Raw genomic sequence first — 18,712 nt, forward strand, 5'->3', positions numbered from 1 at the left:
TGATGATAATGAAGATAAATAACAGCAGTCTTAACTTAAGTACATATAGTAGGAGTTTACAAAACTTATTTAAGGGTAAGCTTCCTAAGGCAGCACCAACTCAAGTAGATAAGGTGGAGGATGTAAGCTCTCATGGATTGAAAAGCAATCATAGAGTAAGTTATACCTACAATAAAGATTTAAAAAGAAATATAGCCCACGTCATCGATAATTCCACCGGAGAAGTCGTAAGAAAGAGAATCTCAGATGCCGAAGTTGATAGGATGCTCAGAACCAAGAGGTTAATGGAACTAGGGGATGAACGGTAGGTTTAACAGTAGTTGAACAGTAGCTTTAACGATAGTTGAACAGTAGTTGAACGATAGTTAAACAATAGTTAAACCATTGTTAAAACGTTACTGTGGCCAAATAGGTTTTGGCAGTCAGCAGTCAGCAGGTAGCAGGTAGCAGTTAGCAAGTGCATTTAACCCTAAAATCCTGTCCAAGTCGCACATGTTTTTAATTGTCAATTGTAAATTGTAAATTCGTCCTTGACTAAAATATAAGCTCTCTTGCTAACGTTCAGAATGCCGAAGTGGAGAAACCAACTTTCTGCTCCACCATTCACCGTCAGTTCAGGATTAGCGATATATTTCCGGGTTTGTAGGGGAGCAGTTTCTGCTCCCGCACATAACGTCCGCGGTCCAAAGCGGACAGCTACTGAGGTCCCAAATTGGCATCAAATCCAGACCCCGATGGACTGTTTCTCCACATGTTCGACAGCTTTAACTTTGAGTCGACGCTGAACAATAGTTAAAAACATTACCGTGGCCAATTAAGGTTTTAGCATTTAGCAGGTGCCAGATGCTCTGGCAACGGGACCCTGATTTTAATTGTTCAATGGTATGTTGTATGGAAGATAGCTCAAAGTCAAAGCCTTACTCACAGGGAGAAAAGACGCCGCCTTCAATCAAACCCTCCAATATATAGCAAATCCTTCAGTAGAGAAAACCCAAATTGACGACCCAAATGACTAAACCAAGGGACAAGGGGGACTGGTATGCTGTACCATCGGTTTCCAATGGGACTGCCGTAACTGTCCCCCTTGTCCCGAAGATGGATAGCCCCAAATCCCGCACCTAACGTCCGCGGTCCAAAGCGGACAGCTACTGAATGTAAATTGGTATCAAATCCAGACCGCAATGACAAACCCTAATTGGCCGCGAAAACGTATAAACTTGCTAATTCTGCTGGGCCAAAAGGCATGTTTTAAATCTGCTAATTCTGCTGGGTCTGCAAATAAATGCTCTTCGTTAAAACTGAGGACTACTTCAAATAATATACAGTTTAAGATTTTTGCGTCTATATTTTATGCCTTCTGCATTTAAAACAGGGTCTTTCCAATATGGTTACCTAACATGAATGGGTTTGGACCCAGCATGTAGCTAATTTCGTAATCTTTACCGTGGCCAATTAGGGTTTGAATTAGCGCCCTTTGGGCTAGATCCTTCGGCAAGCTCAGGATGACGTCAAAAAACCAGTGAGATAGAAGATGGTACGATAGGTTTTACCGTTTGAGCTTACTGAAGGGTTTGTCATTTACCTTAGCCTAGAGGTAAATGACAAACCCTGAACTGACCTGAGCATAGGTTTGACATTTGTGTGGGTCTTGCGCCCTTGCGGGCTGGATCCTTCGGCGTAGCTCAGGATGACCTTTTGGATAACTCTGCGCGGTTCGCCCCCTATTTTGTTATGGTGGCTTTACTAACATCTGGCCTCTTACTACTGATTACCATTATTAAAAGCAGTTGGCGCGAAAACGTATAAACTTGCTAATTCTGCTGGGCCAAAAGGCATGTTTTAAATCTGCTAATTCTGACCCGGCCCCTGTCAAGTAGACAATGGAAATAATAAAAATTATATTAAGCTATTAATTGATATCTATATTCTATTGGACTTAATCCGTTCAGCTTTTTCTGTAGCCTTCCATGGTTATAGAAATGGATATACTCGTCTATTGCATCTTTTAACTCTTTAAATGTTTGATAGTTGCCTTCTAAGTAATATTTTTCGACCTTTAGCTTACCAAAAAAACTTTCTATTGATGCATTATCAAGACAGTTCCCCGCTCTTGACATGCTCTGTGTTATATTTGCAGCCTTTATCTTTTGTTTAAATCCATTGGAGGTATACTGAAAACCACGATCACTATGAAGTAAAGGAGTCGCTCCAGGTGATTCTACCAAAGCCTTATTTAGGGTCTGAAATACTAGCTGATTGTTGTTAGAATCGCTTATAACATATGAAACAATGGAGTTATCATATAAGTCTAAAATGGCACTTAAATATGCCTTTTTGTTGCCATATTTGAATTCTGTAATATCTGTTACCCATTTTTCATTTACCTTATCTGCTTTAAAGTCACGATTTAATATATTTTCAGCTACATGTTGCGGTTTAGATTTACCATAGCGCTTCTTTTTTCTTCGGATAATTGATTTTAGACCTGCGATTTTCATTAGGCGATGAACTCTTTTATGGTTTATCTTCTTTTGATATATACGGTCTAAGTACAGCTTTAACTCTCTATAACCATAAACACCATTAAATCCATTGTATAACAAAATCAAATCTTCCATAATCTTTTCGTTTTCTATTTCTAAATCAGTTTTTTTCCTGTTTACCCATTTATAATAAACTGAGCGATTAACACCAGCAATCTCGCATAGCAATGTGATTGGAAAGCCTTGTTCTTTATGCAATTCTTTAATAGCAATATATTTGTTTTCTTGTCTTACTCTGTTTAAAGATCTCCCCTTTCTAAAGTCTTCAGCTTTTTTAAGTAAGCATTCTCCGCTCGCAACTTTTCGTTTTCTTTTTCTATTCTCTGGATTTCAAGTTTTGCTTTTTCTGTAGGTGTTAACTCTTCTTCACTTTTCTTTCTACCACGCCCGTCTTTTAAAGCATCTTGCTTCCCATATTTGTATTTTTTAACCCACTGATATACTTGCTGGTAAGATACTTCATAAGTTTTAGCAGCAAGTTCATAGTTATAATCGTTTTCAATGCAAAATTGAACTATTTTAACTTTATCTTCAACAGACTTTCTTTTAGACATAGAGTAATCCATCCCTTCCATTTCCGTTACTGAATTTGATTTTCTATGTCCATTATACTTTTTTATCCACTTGCGTAAAACACTATGATCTGAAATCCCATATTTTTTTGCTAAAGATCTTAGGGTATAATCGTTCGTCAGGTAGTCCTTAATGGCTTGTTCCTTCACTTTTTTAGGATATTTACTAATCTTTTTAGAATCTGTTAATCCTTCTATACCCTGGCTTGAATACTTACTTAACCAGTCACTTATAGTTCCCCTATCGATATTATACTTGTAAGCAATACTACTTTTGTTGCTGTTTCCATTTTTGTATTCCTGTATAATCTGATATTTTTCTTTAGCACTGTACTTAGATTTTGTTTTCATAATATGCCCCCTAAAACTGTAGATTTTTTTATTTTGTGTGTCTACTTAATAGGGAGCATATCATTCTGCTGGGTCTGAAAATAAATGATTTTCGTTAAAACTGAGGACTACTTCAAATAATATACAGTTTAAGATTTTTGCGTCTATATTTTATACCTTCTGCATTTAAAACAGGGTCTTTCCAATATGGTTACCTAACATGAATGGGTTTGGACCCAGCATGTAGCTTGTTTCGTGATGTTTACCGTGGCTAATTAGCAGAAAGTAGAAAGTAGAAAGCTGGTGGCAGGTAGCCGGTGGCAGATAGTTAAAGCAAAAGCCTGCCACGGAGAACAAACCGCCATTGACCTCCTGCCCAACTGACCAACTTTCTGCTGTCCAAAGATCTTGACCTTAATTGTCAATTGTCAATTGTCAATTGTAAATTCGACTTTAACCTTAAGTACTGACCAACTTGTTTATACAATCTAGCAGGAAAATGACAAAGGATGTAGAATTTTATCATAATAGAGAAAGGGGGAGAGTGGGATTTATTACTCAACGTTGAAGCACTCGGATAAGCAGGATGTATTTGAACTTATTGATGAAATTAATCGTTGTTATAATGAGAGTCAATCGCTTTCGGATCAGTGGTTTGATGTGATGGCTAAGCAGTATAGTCACTGCGTAGCCTTGGCAAAATCTAATAACAATATTGTGGGTATGGCTACCTTGACTGATGGGGAGGCTGAGGGAGTTGGACAGTTAAATGTCTTTGTGCTGCCGCAGCATGCTCGTCAAAATATCGGAGCTAATTTATATCGCACGTTGATAAAACGTCCACAGCTTCAGTATAAAGAGCTAGTAGCGCATACCAAAGAGAGTTGTTTTTCAGGCTCAGCTTTTGCAAAGCGATTGGGGTTTGAAAAAGAGAGAGAAGTTTATCAGCTTACGCTGAAATTAAGTAACTTTAAATCACGAAAAAAGCGTTGTCGCTTAGAAAAGGTTACTAAGGACAACTTGCATAAATATAACAAAATAATCGAGGAAAACCTTGGTTATACCTTAGATAAAAATGGTCTTACTCAAATGCTAAAAGATAGTGATGTTTCGACATACTTAGCTTATATCGGTGATAACGCCAAAACGCCGGTGGCGACATTTACCCAGCAGGTAAGAAATGGACAGTCCGCCTATATATATGATGTCGCTGTGGCGAAAAAAATGCAGCGCAGGGGCTATGGAGCCACTGTTATGAACACCTGCTTTTTGAAGCTGCTAGAAGCTGACATTAGCGTGGTGGAGCTTTTGGTGGATAAAACTAATACCGCAGCTATAAATTTTTATAAATATTTAGGATTTCTAGAAGAGGACGTAATCGTCCAGTGGAGAGGTAGCCTTAAATGATGAAAATAAGTAATGTCTTTAGTAAGGTTCATAAGCAAAAAAAAATAGAGTACACTCCCGAAGTCAGCCTATCCACAGCAAAGCTAAAGGAAAAAGCCCAGCAAAATTCATCTGATAAACTTTATAGATGGAGGAGGGCGAGCTCATATCTTCATAGCTTATATAGCTTTTGTGTCTTGTTAGAAAAAAAGTGGCAACAAAACCCTTTAGATATTACAGAGGATATTGAAGAGTTTTGCCAGTGCTATAACTTAGTTGTAGAAGTTATGAAAAACCTTGCCCAAGAGGATGTGCAATTTACTTCTGATATGCTGGAAAAAGTATCTAGCACAATTAAACCTGCCTGCGATGAAAAAGAAGGTGGGTTGGTACTGATATCAGAAAATATACAGCCTAACTATGGCATGAATATTGATGTTAAAGGAATATGGCTCGGCGACAAAGGGGTACTTAAAGCCTTGGGTACAACTATATACAATGAGTTTTTGTCCCCTCATAGCGCTTGGGCATACAATATGGAGAAAATAGGGCAAAAGGTTAAGAGCTTAGATGCTACTTTAGACGCTAATTATGATATAGTTAAGCAAAGAATAGCAGGTTCATCTAATTGGCAGCAAGGGGCATCTGCTATATATAATCAAATAAATAATCAACGCAAGTGGTTGGACAGACAGCTAACGGATCTGGCAGAGTTTTATGTGGGAGATACTACAAAAGAGATTACCAAATAAGCAGGGGGAATATACGATGAAAAACAATCCATATCAACAGTATAAACAAACTCAAATTAATACGGCTTCACCTGGCGAGCTAGTGCTAATGCTTTATAACGGAGCTATAAAAAATCTTAACCAAAGCATTAAAGCCTTAGAGGAAGATAATAAAGAGGAATTTAGAGTAAAAATTGAAAAAACACAGGATATCGTCGTGGAGCTGACAGCTACTTTAAAGCAGGATGAAGAGATATCCAAAAACTTAGCAAGCTTGTATCAGTTTGTGATAAATCGTCTAATTAAGGGCCATTCTAGCCTATCTAAAGAGCCGGTAGAAGAGGCGCTTAGAATCCTAAATGAAATGCGCGATACCTGGAAGGAGATGCTGAGTAAGCTAAATGAGGAAAAGTAGTATTTTAGACGAATTAAGTGAGTTAGAAGATAAAAGGTTAAAGTTATATAAAAAAATGCTAGAAATTTCTCATAGGCAGCTAGAGTACGTCGATAGCGGACAATTTAAGCACTTTTATCAAAGCATCGAACAAAAAGGAGAAATTATAGGGGAAATCGAAAAAAACAATAAACAGTGGAAAAAAGTTTGTGCAGCTGGTAAGGTAAATAGTTTTGCTGACATATCCCAAGTGTTAAATAAGGAAGAAAATAATAGCTGGCTGGAGCGAGCGCAGGAGATAGTTATGGCTATCAAGGAGATTGAACACTTGCAGGTAAATATAGAAGAGCTATTTGTTAAGGAGCACAAACAGTACTTAGATGGCGTCGGTAAAGCTTATTTTGGTAGAGAAGTGCTTAAAGGGTATAAAAGAGGGATGGCTGTGCCAGTTAAGCCCAGTCCTAGGTTTGTCGATGAAGATAGCTAGGACTTTTTTGTTAACTCTTCTTTTGATATGTTATAATTTGAGGTGGGTTTTATAGGGGCGAAGTTTTTAATAATAAACTAGGAGAGTGATTGATGAAGTTATGGAGGAAAACAGACAATCTAAAATGGAGTTAGCTAGAAAGCTGAGAAAAGCTGAAGCTGATGCAAGAAAAAAAGCTTTAAAGGAAAGAGAACCTTTTAAGGGGCTGCAAATTAGGCCTACAGCCTCTTTATTTTCCGCAGCAGGGAAAAAGGAGCCTGGTGAAGATAATTGGACGGGGTTTGGATTTGATATACATCCCCAGGTAACTTTTGTATCTTCTGCTATTTTAGCGGTTTTTATAGTGCTGACTTTGATGTTTCATGAGCAAGCAGCTACCCTTTTTGATCAATCTTTAGGAGTAATTACTAAAAATGCCGGCTGGTTTTTTATTTTAGTAGCCAATATTTTTATCCTTGCCGCGCTATATTTTGCCTTTGGCAGGTTTGGCAAGATAAAAATAGGAGGAGCTGACGCCAAGCCTGAGTTTAGCACTATTGGCTGGTATGCTATGCTTCTTAGTGCCGGTATGGGTATCGGGCTTTTGTTTTGGAGTGTAGGAGAGCCTATTTTACATTTTGGTGATCCTTCGCCTATGTTTGCAGATGTTGTTGCAAACAGTCCTGAAGCTGCCCAAGCTGCTATGACTACTACATATTTTCATTGGGGGATTCATCCTTGGGCCATATATGCAATAGTCGGGTTGGGACTAGCCTTTTTTGCTTTTAATCGAGGGCTACCTTTAACTATTCGCTCAATATTTTACCCTATTTTGGGAAATAAGATATATGGTTTTTGGGGAAATTTAATCGATGTGCTGTCGGTTTTGGCTACCTTAACAGGTCTAGCTACGTCTTTAGGGTTAGGAGTGGTTCAGGTAAATGCCGGTTTGGACTTTTTATTTGGCATAGGCATAAGTACAAATATCCAGGTAATTCTTATAGCTGTTATTACTGGCTTTGCTACACTTTCTGTAATGGCAGGGTTAGACGGAGGGGTAAAGCGGCTAAGTGAGCTGAATATGGGGCTAGCAGGAATATTTATGCTATTTGTGCTGCTGGTGGGACCAACTGTTTATATCTTAAGTGGATTTACCCAAAATCTTGGTCATTATATAGCTAATTTTGCTAATTTAAGTTTGTGGACTGAAACCTTTAAGGATACTAACTGGCAAGGTGGATGGACGATATTTTACTGGGCATGGTGGATTTCTTGGTCGCCGTTTGTGGGAATGTTTATCGCCAGGATTTCTAAAGGCAGGACGGTTAGAGAGTTTATACTAGGAGTTATGTTATTCCCGACTTTACTTTCATTTTTATGGATGTCTGTGTTTGGAGGAACAGCTCTTTTTACGCAATCAAATGGCATAGCAGATATTGCTGCAGCTGTTAGTATTGACGAATCAATTGCGCTTTTTGCTATGTTGGAAAACTTGCCTTTGACTAACTTATTATCACTGGTAGGAATTGTGCTGGTGACGGTGTTTTTTATAACATCTTCGGATTCCGGCTCTTTAGTTGTGGATCACCTCACTTCAGGTGGGAAGCTGGATTCTCCGGTGCCGCAAAGGGTTTTTTGGGCGGTGATGGAAGGGGTAATTGCAGCTACCTTGTTAATAGGTGGAGGGCTTACAACCTTACAAACTGCCTCTGTGGCAACAGGATTGCCTTTTGCAGTTATTCTGCTAATAATGATATATTCTTTAAATGCAGGTTTTACCGAAGAGTATGAAGTGGAAGAAATCGTGCGTAAAAGGGTTAGAAATGTAAAGCAGGAGCACGTATTAAATGAAGCCATTAATTCTGCAGTGCATGATGAAGCTTTAGTAGACAACATCACATCGGAAGGTAAAAAAATAGAAGGATAAAAGCAAAAACATCCCCTTTTTTGGGGGATGTTTTATTTTTAGGTGTTTAATCTATACTGTCGGCCTTTTTAGCCGCTTCTTCTGCTGCTTGTCGCTTTTCGATGGTCTCTTGTCTATATTTAGCCCACTGAGGGATTTTTTCGTGATCTACTCCTGTAGCTCTTCCTACGTTCCACCTTGGAATCTCCAAACGGTGTTATGATCTTGGTCTGCTTTGGAAAAATCGCCGCTTTGCCACCTATAGAGGATGTCTAGGATTTCTTCTTCTTGTCTTTGGATAAATTGCTGACTGTGGTCCGTTTTGTCCCAGTTAAGAACCTTCATTTCAAGAATTAGAGCATTGATATTTTCTAAGGATAAGTCTTTTACGCCCCATTTTTCGTCTGCCTCAATTACAACGTGAGACATATGATGGATATCATTCCAAATGGCTTGAAGACTTCTAGGTTCTATATATTTGTTAATTTTCTCTTTAGGATAATCCTGTTCTCTTATTTGCTTATAGACTTCTAAAGTCACTTCCGTAGGAGCATCACTTTTAAAGGAAGCTACAACTTCGTCATTACTATCGGTAAACAAAATGCCAACAACTATTAAAATAGGGATAAGTAAAAGTAATGGCAGTATTATTTTCTTGTTCATCTATCTCACTCCTCGCATGTAAGACTCACTGATTGAAGGTTTAATATCGCTTTTAAATTTTTATTCTATCCATTGTAGAAATAAAATATACACCGAAACAAGAAAAGGACAAAAAATGAGGTGACAGGCTTTTGGCCTATCACCTCGAATTTTAAGCTTTATTTTTCTTGGCTACCTACCCATTTATTAAAATCTGATGGGGTGTTAATGTTTTTTGCAAACTTTAATTCGGGATCTATTTGTGTTAGAACTTCCCGCTTTATGTAATGGGTGGGAAGAGTTTTGAGCATGCCCGTTAGCCAATGGTCATTTCCTTGCAGTATTTTTTCTGCTAAGGGAAGGGCTGATTTTTTGCGATATATTCCGTAAAGTGGGTTTATTCTATCTAAATGCGGCACTATAATGTCTGCTTGTTTTCTCTTTTGGCAAATGGCATCTGTTATTTGGCGGTTAACAAGGGGAGTATCGCAGCTTAGAATAAAGCAATGCTCTGAGCTTGTGTAGTACAAAGCAGAATGAAGGCCCAAAAGTCCACTCTTTTCAGGTAGTTTTATTTTGTCGTGATAATAGTTTATTTGAGGCAGTTTTTTTTGTTGCTGGCCATTGTCTATTACGTTTATAGCAGCAAACATATCTCCTATATCGTTAATGATATGTTCTACAAAATCTTTTTTTCCTATTTTTAGGTTGCCTTTATGAGCACCCATTCGTTTGGATTTTCCACCAGCAAGTATGCAAAGCTCGATGTCGTTATAACTCAAAGTAATCACCCCTGTTTTTAATGACTAAAGCATAAGTAAAATATATCACAAACCATTTTAGATTAAAAGAATAGCCTGTGCACTCTTCTACAAAACTATTTATTTTAGTCCCAGCAGAATTAGCAGATTTGAAGCATGCCCTTTGACCTAGCAGAGCAAATTCAAACGTTTCCCTGGCCAACTACTTATAGTAAAGTAATCAGTAGGTCCCGCATCTCCCCGCAGGAGTATCCCAAAAGGTCATCCTGAGCCACGCCGAAGGATCTAGCCCGCAAGGGCGCAGGACCCACACAACAAACCAAACCCTTCGAAGCGGTAGTGGTTGACCTCTGTGTCAACCCATCCCATATGATTAACCTTGCACTTTCCACATTCTACATTCCACTTTTAAAAGAATCTCGATCCAGTACTCTTTACCAAAGCCGTGTGCTTTACGCTCCTGCTATTGTATGTCAGTAACAGTCCTACATTAGCATAAAGTTATTCAACAAAAAGCGGTTCCAGTCATCAAAATCGATGATTAGAACCGCTTTTTTATTTGTTTTGGCTAGATATGTCCCAGCCTTTAAATGTTCTTTAAAGAATTTCAGGTTCTATAAGCCCGTAGTTTCCATCGTTTCTTTTGTAAACGACACAAGTTTCGTTTGTTTCTCCATCTTTGAATACGAAGAAGTCGTGACCTAACAGATCCATTTGAAGCACAGCTTCATCTACCATCATTGGCTTAAGTGCAAAGCGCTTTGTTTTAACTATTTGAGGATATTCATCTTCTTGTTCTTGTTTAGGGCTAAGACTTCCGTTTATATCTTTGATGCTTACTTCACGGGATTTTCTATTTACCCTAGTCTTATACTTTCTAGTTTGACGCTCTAACTTTTCCACTACCTGATCAATGGAGGCGTACATATCGCCTGTTTTTTCCTCTGCTCTAAGCAGCAACCCCCCGTTGAGAAACACTGTTACCTCGATAATGTGTTGGTCCTTGATGACAGTTAGTGTCACCTGAGCTTCGGTGTTCTCTTGGAAATAGCGTTCAAGCTTTCCAATTCTCTTTTCTACGTGTAACTTTAAGGCGTTGGTAACTTCGATGTTTTGTCCTCTTACTTTAATTTTCATGGTTGACTCAACTCCTTTTAGGGTGTTACTTATATATTATTCTATATTAATTCTTTAAACCCTTTAATATCTAAAATTTTTTTAGCCCGCAGCTTTTATTCTCCAAATTCAGACCCCAATGACAAGCCCTAATTGGCCGTGAAAACGTATAAATAAGCTACATGCTGGGACTAGGATCTAAAGATGTGAAATACTGAACTGATGCTGGGTCTGAAACCCTATAACCCAGGTGACACAAGGGACGAACAATGCTAAACAATAGTTAAAACAATAGCTGAACAATCGTTAAACCATTGTTAAACAATTGCTAGACCATCGTTAAAAAACCGGGTCTTTCCAAAATACGTGCAATAAATAAACGGGTTTGGACCCAGCATGTAGCTAATTTCGTAATCTATACCGTGGCTAATTAGTATTTAGTAGCTAGTTGTTATGATATCCAACAGTTAGTAGCTAACAGGCAGCAGGGCAAAAGCAAAGACAGCCAAGCAGAACAAACCGCCCTAGAACTCCTATCCAACTATCCAACCAACCGCTCCACCATTCATCGTCAGTTCAGGATTAGCATATATTTCCGGGTTTGTAAGAAGCCTAAGCTGTTTCTCCACATGTTCGACAGCTTTAACTTTGAGTCGACGCTGAACAATAGTTAAACAATAGCTGAACAATCGTTGAACCATTGTTAAACAATTGTTGAACCATCGTTAAAAACGTTACCGTGGCCAATTAAGGTTTTAGCATTTAGCAGGTGGCAGATGCTCTGGCAACGGGACTCTGACTTTAATTGTCAATTGTAAGTTGTATGAAGGATAGCTCAAAGTCAAAGCCTTACTCACAGGGAGAAAAGACGCCGCCTTCAATCAAACCCTCTAATATATAGCAAATCCTTCAGTAGAAAAGCCAAAAACACCAATGACAAAACCAAGGGACAAGGGGGACTGGTATGCATTGGGAAGTGAGAAGTGAGAAGTTAGAAGTGGGAAAAAAGAAAAAGCATAAATGGCAAGATGACGACCGACAGTGGTTGCCTGTATTTTGACACCGCCAAAAAACGGCAAGACGACCAAACTGATGACTCAAATAACTGTAGGGGAGCAGTCTCCTGCTCCCGCACATAACGTTCGCGGTCCAAAGCGGACAGCTACTGAGGTCCTAAACTGGTATCAAATCCAAACCCCAATGACAAGCCCTAATCGCCGCGAAAACGTATAAATAAGCTACATGCTGGGACTAGGATCTAAAGATGTGAAATACTGAATTGATGCTGGGTCTGAAACCCAAAATGATGCCCCAAATGAAAAACCAAGATGGCAGCGAATATGGCCAGGTTTAAATAGGTATTGAACGATAGTAAAACTATAGTAAAACGATAGTTAAACCATTGTTAAACCATTGTTCAACCATTGTTCAACCATTGCTAAACCATTGCTAAACCATTGTTCAACCATTGTTCAACCATTGCTAAACGATAGCAAACCATTGTTCAACCATTGTTAAACTATCGTTAAAAACGTTACCGTGGCTAATTAGCAGGTGGCAGATAGCAGGTAGTAAATGCAAATAATCCCTAGATATCCTGACTGAACACACTTGTTTTTTAATTGTCAATTGTCCATTGTAAATTGTAAATTCGTTCTTGATCTAAAACATAAGCTCTCTCGGTCTTAAGTCTTTGACGTTTGAACTTATGTTTCGCTGTAAAGCTATTGAGTTTTTCCTTTTAAAATGCTAGAATTATAAGGATAATGGAAATAATTAATAAAAGGCCTTTTGGCCTTAATTTTATTGTATAAAACCTAGATACAACTTGTGAATATAACTTGATTAGGGTTGAACAAAGTTAAGGGGTGAGATTTTTATGTTAAAGTTTTTGAACAAACTTTTGGGTAATTACAACGAAAAAGAAGTTAAGCGTCTGATGAAGAAAGTAGAGCGAGTAAATGCTTTAGAAGAAGACATAGCCAAATTAGGAGACGACCAGCTTACCGGCAAAACTGCAGAGTTTAAGGAAAGGCTAGAAAAAGGCGAAAGCTTAGATGATCTTTTGCCAGAGGCCTTTGCTGTTGTCCGTGAGGCTTCTAAAAGAGTAACTGGGATGCGTCACTTTGATGTTCAGGTTCTTGGTGGGATTGTTCTACATCAAGGGCGAATAGCAGAGATGAAAACCGGTGAAGGTAAAACCTTGGTTGCTACATTGCCTGCATATCTAAATGCATTAACCGGTAAAGGTGTACATGTCATCACAGTAAATGACTATCTTGCTTCCCGTGACAGTGAGTGGATGGGGCAGATCTTTAAATTTTTAGGACTAAGTGTCGGACTGATCGTTCACGGTAAAGAGGCTGCTCAGCGAAAAGAAGCTTATAACTGTGATATTACTTATGGAACTAACAATGAGTTTGGATTTGACTACCTTCGTGATAACATGGCTATTTATAAAGAAAAGCTAGCTCAGCGAGAGTTAAATTATGCCATCTTAGATGAGGTAGATAGTATACTTATCGATGAGGCCCGTACTCCTCTAATTATATCGGGACAAGTGGAGCAGGATACCAGCCAGTACTATAGATTTGCTAGGCTAGTGCCTCGCCTTAAAGCAGAAGAACATTATTCAATAGATGAAGAAAGTAAAAGTGTCACCTTGACCGAAGAAGGAGTCAAGGAAGCTGAGAGACAGCTTAGCATAGACAATCTTTTTGATTCTAAGCATATGGAAACATCTCACCACTTAAATCAAGCCCTAAAAGCATATGTAATGATGAAAAAGGACAAAGATTACATCGTAAAAGATAATCAAGTAGTTATAGTTGACGAATTTACCGGTCGTTTGATGCACGGACGTAGATATGGAAACGGACTTCACCAGGCCATAGAAGCTAAAGAAAACGTAAAAATTGAAAATGAAAGTCAGACGCTGGCATCTATTACTTACCAAAATTACTTTAGAATGTATGACAAACTTTCAGGTATGACTGGTACTGCGCTGACAGAGGAAGATGAGTTTAGAAAGATATATAGTTTAGATGTTGTGGCTGTACCTACAAATGAGCCTATGATTAGAAAAGACTTGCCTGACGTTGTTTATCGCAGTGAAAAGGGTAAAATGGGCGCAGTTGTTGAGCAAATAGTGGATTGCCACAAAAACGGTCAACCGGTTTTGGTGGGGACTATAAGTATAGAAAAATCTGAGGAAATAAGCTCTCACCTAAAAAAATCGGGAGTTCCTCACAAAGTACTTAACGCTAAGCATCACGAACAGGAAGCGGAAATAATCACTGATGCTGGGCAAAAGGGTGCTGTTACCATAGCAACTAACATGGCTGGCCGTGGTACTGACATTGTCCTAGGTGATGGAGTTAGGGAAGTAGGCGGCCTTTATATCATAGGTACAGAACGCCATGAGAGTAGGCGTATAGACAACCAGCTACGTGGTAGAGCCGGTAGGCAGGGAGACCCTGGTGTATCTCAGTTTTACATCTCCTTAGAGGATGACCTGATGCGCCTATTTGGTTCGGAAAAAATGATGGCTATGGTTGATAAGATGGGTATGGACGATTCCACACCTATTGAACATGGCTTTTTATCAAAGGCTATCGAAAATGCCCAAAAGAGAGTGGAAGGCAAAAACTTTGATATTAGAAAGAATGTACTTCAATTTGATGATGTTATGAATCAACAGCGTGAAATCATATACAAACAAAGAAGACAGGTCCTTATGGGAGCTGAGCTTAAAGGCGAAGTTAAGAAGATGATAGAAAAGGTTGTGGAAAGAGCGCTAGACACCTATGCTAATGCAGAGGCACTAGTTGATGACTATGACCTTAAGACATTACATGATTATGCTCATACCACATTCCTTCTTCCGGGGGATATACCTTTAGAAGAACTAGAAGGTCTACATCGTGATGAGATAAGGGAACTTATGCTTAAAAAAACAGACGAAAACTATGTAAGACGAGAAGAACAACTTGGCGACTTTATGGAGGAGCTAGAAAGGGTTGTAGTGCTCAGAACTGTTGATAGAAAATGGATGAATCATATCGATGATATGGATGACCTAAGACAGGGTATTGGGTTACGTGCCTTTGGGCAAAAAGACCCTTTAAGAGAATACAAGTTTGAGGCCTTTAATATGTTTGAGTCTATGATAGAGGGCATACAAGAGGAGGTTGCCCGTCTGATTTACCGTGTGGATGTAACACAGCGTCCAAGCAGACAATCAGTAGCGGTTGCTGACTCTAGACCGCAGATTTCCAACCCTTCGTTGTTAGGCGGTAAGTCTCAGGGGAAAACCCAGGGCCCAGCTAAAAGTAATAAAGTAGGTAGGAATAAGCCTTGTCCCTGTGGCAGCGGTAAAAAGTATAAGCGCTGCTGTGGAGAATAAAAAGATTGAAGGGGTGAATTTAATTTGAACATGGATTTAAAAGCTTCCGTTTCGAATATAGAAAATAGGTTATATGAGCTGGGTGAGTTACTTTGATGTAGCTGGCAAAAAAGAAAGAATAGTCCAGCTAGAAGAGAAAATGTCAGCCCCAAAGTTTTGGGATGATAACGAAAGCGCACAAAACGTCATAAATGAAACTAAAGTCTTAAAGGAAATTGTAGATGGGTTTGAAGAAATAAAAGAAGAAACTGTAGAAGTTAATGAGATTTTAGAGCTTTTAGATATGGAAGAAGATCAACAGCTTCAAAAGGAGTTAGAAAAAACCATCCCACAGCTTGAAAAAAGGCTTGAGAAACTAGAGATGGCGCAGCTTTTGTCCGGTGAATACGATGCTAACAGCGCTATTATTTCGTTGCACCCAGGTGCTGGGGGATTGGAATCCCAAGATTGGGCAGAAATGCTTTATAGGATGTATCAACGTTGGATCGAAAAACAAGGTTTTAAAACTCAGGTTTGGGATTATTTATCTGACGATGAGGGCGGCATTAAAAGTGTCACCCTTTCGGTTCAGGGGAACAACGCTTATGGACTTTTAAAGGGAGAAAAAGGGGTGCACCGATTAGTGCGTTTATCCCCTTTTGATTCCTCAGGGAGAAGGCATACATCTTTTGCATCTGTGGATGTAATTCCAGAGATGAAAGAAGGGGTAGATATCGATATATCTAACGATGAGATAAAGGTGGATACCTATAGGGCTAGCGGTGCCGGAGGTCAGCATATCAACAAAACTGATTCTGCTGTTCGCTTAACTCACATTCCAACAGGGATAGTAGTGCAATGCCAAAACGAGCGCTCTCAACATACGAACAAGGCTGCTGCTATGCGGATTTTAGCAGCTAAGCTTGCAGAAAAAAAGAGGCTTCAGAGGCAGGAAAAATTAGATGAGCTTAGAGGGGATCAACAGGAGATAGCGTGGGGGAGTCAAATTAGATCATATGTTTTTCACCCTTATAGCTTAGTTAAAGATCATAGGACATCGGTCGAGGTAGGCAATGTACAAGGAGTGCTAGATGGGGACTTAGATAAGTTTATCTATGAGTACTTGAGGCAGAGGTTAAATGCTTAAGCGCTTGATTTTATGGGTAATGGCAGCTATACTACTATTTTTTATAGTGGCAGAGTTGGTATTACCTTTAATCATTGAGAGAAGTGTCGCCTCTAAGATTGAAGAATATGACCACTCCTATAAGAAAATAGATATTACTTCCCCCCGCCCATATATGTTTTCCCTTTTAAGGAGCAATTTTAAGGGCACAATAACTTTAAGAAATGTTTCCTTAAAGGGTTTTGAGTTTGATTTAGTTAAGATGAACTTCAATACCGGCTTATTGTCTCACTTTACAGGAGATTTTGAAGCAAGCATTTCACATAAGCAGCTAGAAGATATGCTTAAACAAGAGTTTGGCCATGATATCAAGGCTGAACTTACACAAGGTGAAATGAAGATATATTTAGAGCAACAAGTGATGTTTACCGAGCTATCATTAGCTTTGCAAGGTAATTTGGAAGTAAAGGATGGACGTCTAAAGTATAATATTCATGAGATAAATTCAAATATAGGTAAAATTACCGGGAGTTTTGCAAATGAAATATTAAATAGCTTACCACTTTACTACCCCCTACCTTCTGATGAAGATTTATCAATTGATGATGTTAAAATAATTGATAACTTTATAATTATTTCTGGAGAATTAAAGTAATATAAGGGGTGTTTATTATGAAAACAGCAAAAGAATATACAATAATAGTATTAGGCTGCTTGATAACAGCTATTAGTTTAAATGCATTACTGATTCCTAACCAAATCGCTGCTGGTGGTGTTAGCGGTTTTGCAACAGTTTTGTTTTACTTACTCGACATACCGGTAAGTTTGACTTTGATACTTGTTAATATACCGTTATTTATTACCGGTCTGATTTACTTAGGAAGAAAATTTGGACTTAGAACCTTAGTAGGTACGTTAGTTTTAGCTCTTATGGTAGAGCTTACAAGTAATATGACGCCGTGGACATTAGAGCCGTTGTTGGCTGCACTTTACGGTGGAGTTTTGTCCGGTCTGGGATTAGGGCTGGTTTTTAGACAAAGAGGGACAACAGGTGGTACTGACCTTGCAGCACAGCTGCTTCATAAGTTTACCGGGCTTACAGTAGGCCAGGGACTTTTAGGTATTGATTTTTTTGTAATCGCTTTAGCAGCGGTAGCATTTGGACCTGAGTTAGCTATGTATGCCTTAATTGCCTTAGTTTCTACTAGCAAGGTTATTGACCTAGTTCAGCAAGGGATGCGTTACTCTAAGGTTGCTTTTATTATCTCAGAGTATCCCGAGCAGGTATCTCAAGGCATAATGTATAAACTTCAGAGAGGTGTGACAACCTTATCTGGTAAAGGTGCATATACAGGCAAAAATAAGGACATAATTTTTTGTGTAGTAAACCAAATGGAAGTTTCAAGAGTTAAAGAATTGGTTTATGAGATAGATGAACATGCTTTTGTGATAGTTACCGACAGTCAAGATGTATTAGGTGAAGGTTTTGGAAAGATGGTTAGAGATTAAATAAAGGAGGTTACATAGATGAACAATTTAAACAATGAAAGAAAAAATCAGCTGGAAAATACAGCCAAGGCAGTTCGTCGTCATATCGTCAACATGGTAACTGACGCTAAATCAGGCCATCCTGGTGGCTCGCTTTCAGCGGTAGAAGTTATGACAGCCCTTTATTTTGAGGTGATGGATGTAGATGTAAAACAGCCGCAAAAAGAAATAAGAGATAGGTTTGTGTTAAGTAAAGGCCATGCAACACCTGTTTTATACGGTGTGCTTGCAGAAAAAGGTTACTTTCCAAAAGAAGAATTAACTTCTTTCCGTAAAGTAAATACCTTGCTACAAGGACATCCTGATATGAAGGAAATTCCAGGCGTAGATATGTCTTCTGGTTCTTTAGGCCAAGGATTATCGGTCGCTAATGGAATGGCGCTAGCGCAAAAGTTAAATAACACAGGCAAAAAAGTTTATACTCTGCTAGGTGATGGTGAAATCCAAGAAGGGCAAATTTGGGAGGCGGCCATGACGGCAGCCCATTATAAGCTTGATAACCTAGTTGCGTTTTTGGACTTTAACGGTCTGCAAATCGATGGAGATATAGATAATGTAATGTCACCTACCCCTTTAAAGGAAAAGTGGGAAGCTTTTAACTGGCATGTTCAAGAAATTGATGGTCACTGTTTTGAAGAAATCTTTGCAGCTATCGAAAAAGCTAACGAAACTAAAGGTAAGCCTTCTATCATTATTGCAAAAACGGTAAAAGGTAAGGGCGTTTCGTTTATGGAAAATAACGCTGGATGGCACGGTTCTGCTCCTAGCGAAGAGCAAAGACAACAGGCATTAAAAGAACTAGAATAA

The 18,712-nt window shown here is 38.8% G+C and carries 16 protein-coding genes and 1 pseudogene; 11 read left to right on the forward strand and 6 right to left on the reverse strand.

Annotated features, from left to right (window positions below):
• Positions 1 to 8 precede the first annotated feature (8 nt).
• A complete protein-coding gene (locus tag PRVXH_RS02565) occupies positions 9 to 308 on the forward strand; it encodes a flagellar protein FlaG (protein WP_353893752.1) in 300 nt (99 codons plus the stop codon).
• A gap of 1,593 nt (positions 309 to 1,901) precedes the next feature.
• On the opposite strand, the pseudogene PRVXH_RS02570 reads toward PRVXH_RS02565, so the two are convergent.
• Together PRVXH_RS02570 and PRVXH_RS02575 are read right to left on the reverse strand one after the other, a co-directional pair.
• A pseudogene (locus tag PRVXH_RS02570) lies at positions 1,902 to 2,765 on the reverse strand (IS3 family transposase); the annotation flags it as partial.
• 17 nt (positions 2,766 to 2,782) lie between these two features.
• The gene (locus PRVXH_RS02575) at positions 2,783 to 3,466 is read right to left on the reverse strand and encodes a helix-turn-helix domain-containing protein (RefSeq protein WP_353893753.1); all 684 of its coding nucleotides are present in this window, start codon (positions 3,464 to 3,466) and stop codon (positions 2,783 to 2,785) included.
• A 543-nt stretch (positions 3,467 to 4,009) separates the two neighbouring features.
• Here PRVXH_RS02575 and PRVXH_RS02580 point away from each other — a divergent pair.
• The 5 genes from PRVXH_RS02580 (at position 4,010) to PRVXH_RS02600 (ending at position 8,349) form a co-directional block, all read left to right on the forward strand.
• Positions 4,010 to 4,852 carry a GNAT family N-acetyltransferase gene (locus PRVXH_RS02580; protein WP_353893754.1) on the forward strand — a complete coding sequence of 281 codons (843 nt, stop codon included), beginning with the start codon at positions 4,010 to 4,012 and terminating at the stop codon, positions 4,850 to 4,852.
• Positions 4,849 to 5,583 (forward strand): hypothetical protein, encoded by a 735-nt coding sequence (locus tag PRVXH_RS02585; protein ID WP_353893755.1) that lies wholly within the window; start codon positions 4,849 to 4,851, stop codon positions 5,581 to 5,583. Before PRVXH_RS02580 ends, PRVXH_RS02585 begins: the two co-directional genes overlap by 4 nt.
• A gap of 16 nt (positions 5,584 to 5,599) precedes the next feature.
• On the forward strand, positions 5,600 to 5,977 hold the full coding sequence (fliS, locus tag PRVXH_RS02590) for a flagellar export chaperone FliS (protein WP_353893756.1): 378 nt from the start codon (positions 5,600 to 5,602) through the stop codon (positions 5,975 to 5,977).
• Positions 5,964 to 6,443, forward strand: coding sequence for a hypothetical protein (locus PRVXH_RS02595; protein WP_353893757.1), 480 nt, complete (start codon positions 5,964 to 5,966; stop codon positions 6,441 to 6,443). The genes fliS and PRVXH_RS02595 overlap by 14 nt, the downstream gene beginning before the upstream one ends.
• A gap of 85 nt (positions 6,444 to 6,528) precedes the next feature.
• On the forward strand, positions 6,529 to 8,349 hold the full coding sequence (locus tag PRVXH_RS02600) for a BCCT family transporter (RefSeq protein WP_353893758.1): 1,821 nt from the start codon (positions 6,529 to 6,531) through the stop codon (positions 8,347 to 8,349).
• Between the two features lie 46 nt (positions 8,350 to 8,395).
• Here PRVXH_RS02600 and PRVXH_RS02605 read toward each other — a convergent pair whose 3' ends face one another.
• The 4 genes from PRVXH_RS02605 to raiA all read right to left on the reverse strand — a co-directional run bounded on the left by PRVXH_RS02605 (position 8,396) and on the right by raiA (position 10,868).
• Positions 8,396 to 8,539: a hypothetical protein gene (locus PRVXH_RS02605; RefSeq protein ID WP_353893759.1), complete on the reverse strand. Its 144-nt coding sequence runs from the start codon at positions 8,537 to 8,539 to the stop codon at positions 8,396 to 8,398.
• Complete coding sequence (locus tag PRVXH_RS02610; RefSeq protein ID WP_353893760.1) at positions 8,515 to 8,991, reverse strand: DUF6241 domain-containing protein; 477 nt, start codon at positions 8,989 to 8,991, stop codon at positions 8,515 to 8,517. Before PRVXH_RS02610 ends, PRVXH_RS02605 begins: the two co-directional genes overlap by 25 nt.
• Positions 8,992 to 9,149: 158 nt before the next feature.
• Positions 9,150 to 9,752: a molybdenum cofactor guanylyltransferase gene (locus tag PRVXH_RS02615; RefSeq protein WP_353893761.1), complete on the reverse strand. Its 603-nt coding sequence runs from the start codon at positions 9,750 to 9,752 to the stop codon at positions 9,150 to 9,152.
• A gap of 576 nt (positions 9,753 to 10,328) precedes the next feature.
• On the reverse strand, positions 10,329 to 10,868 hold the full coding sequence (gene raiA / locus PRVXH_RS02620) for a ribosome-associated translation inhibitor RaiA (protein WP_353893762.1): 540 nt from the start codon (positions 10,866 to 10,868) through the stop codon (positions 10,329 to 10,331).
• Between the two features lie 1,858 nt (positions 10,869 to 12,726).
• Here raiA and secA point away from each other — a divergent pair.
• From secA to PRVXH_RS02645, 5 genes are all read left to right on the forward strand, one after another.
• On the forward strand, positions 12,727 to 15,252 hold the full coding sequence (secA, locus tag PRVXH_RS02625) for a preprotein translocase subunit SecA (protein ID WP_353893763.1): 2,526 nt from the start codon (positions 12,727 to 12,729) through the stop codon (positions 15,250 to 15,252).
• Between the two features lie 30 nt (positions 15,253 to 15,282).
• A protein-coding gene (prfB, locus tag PRVXH_RS02630) for a peptide chain release factor 2 (protein WP_353894532.1) occupies positions 15,283 to 16,378 on the forward strand; the annotation gives its coding sequence in 2 pieces (ribosomal slippage) (positions 15,283 to 15,345 and positions 15,347 to 16,378; 1,095 coding nt in all).
• On the forward strand, positions 16,371 to 17,012 hold the full coding sequence (locus PRVXH_RS02635) for a hypothetical protein (RefSeq protein WP_353893764.1): 642 nt from the start codon (positions 16,371 to 16,373) through the stop codon (positions 17,010 to 17,012). Before prfB ends, PRVXH_RS02635 begins: the two co-directional genes overlap by 8 nt.
• A gap of 17 nt (positions 17,013 to 17,029) precedes the next feature.
• Positions 17,030 to 17,866, forward strand: coding sequence for a YitT family protein (locus PRVXH_RS02640; RefSeq protein WP_353893765.1), 837 nt, complete (start codon positions 17,030 to 17,032; stop codon positions 17,864 to 17,866).
• Positions 17,867 to 17,884: 18 nt separating this feature from the next.
• Positions 17,885 to 18,712, forward strand: coding sequence for a transketolase (locus PRVXH_RS02645; RefSeq protein ID WP_353893766.1), 828 nt, complete (start codon positions 17,885 to 17,887; stop codon positions 18,710 to 18,712).

Origin of the sequence: Proteinivorax hydrogeniformans (assembly GCF_040515995.1) — a bacterium.
GTDB classification, from domain to species: domain Bacteria; phylum Bacillota; class Proteinivoracia; order Proteinivoracales; family Proteinivoracaceae; genus Proteinivorax; species Proteinivorax hydrogeniformans.

What these genes read in the sequence shown, in the direction of transcription:
- raiA (WP_353893762.1), bottom strand. Translation starts at nt 10,868, where the DNA reads ATGAAAATTAAAGTAAGAGGACAAAACATCGAAGTTACCAACGCCTTA.
- PRVXH_RS02565 (WP_353893752.1), top strand. Translation starts at nt 9, where the DNA reads ATGAAGATAAATAACAGCAGTCTTAACTTAAGTACATATAGTAGGAGT.
- PRVXH_RS02610 (WP_353893760.1), bottom strand. Translation starts at nt 8,991, where the DNA reads ATGAACAAGAAAATAATACTGCCATTACTTTTACTTATCCCTATTTTA.
- PRVXH_RS02585 (WP_353893755.1), top strand. Translation starts at nt 4,849, where the DNA reads ATGATGAAAATAAGTAATGTCTTTAGTAAGGTTCATAAGCAAAAAAAA.
- PRVXH_RS02575 (WP_353893753.1), bottom strand. Translation starts at nt 3,466, where the DNA reads ATGAAAACAAAATCTAAGTACAGTGCTAAAGAAAAATATCAGATTATA.
- PRVXH_RS02645 (WP_353893766.1), top strand. Translation starts at nt 17,885, where the DNA reads ATGAACAATTTAAACAATGAAAGAAAAAATCAGCTGGAAAATACAGCC.
- PRVXH_RS02635 (WP_353893764.1), top strand. Translation starts at nt 16,371, where the DNA reads ATGCTTAAGCGCTTGATTTTATGGGTAATGGCAGCTATACTACTATTT.
- secA (WP_353893763.1), top strand. Translation starts at nt 12,727, where the DNA reads ATGTTAAAGTTTTTGAACAAACTTTTGGGTAATTACAACGAAAAAGAA.
- fliS (WP_353893756.1), top strand. Translation starts at nt 5,600, where the DNA reads ATGAAAAACAATCCATATCAACAGTATAAACAAACTCAAATTAATACG.
- PRVXH_RS02640 (WP_353893765.1), top strand. Translation starts at nt 17,030, where the DNA reads ATGAAAACAGCAAAAGAATATACAATAATAGTATTAGGCTGCTTGATA.
- PRVXH_RS02595 (WP_353893757.1), top strand. Translation starts at nt 5,964, where the DNA reads ATGAGGAAAAGTAGTATTTTAGACGAATTAAGTGAGTTAGAAGATAAA.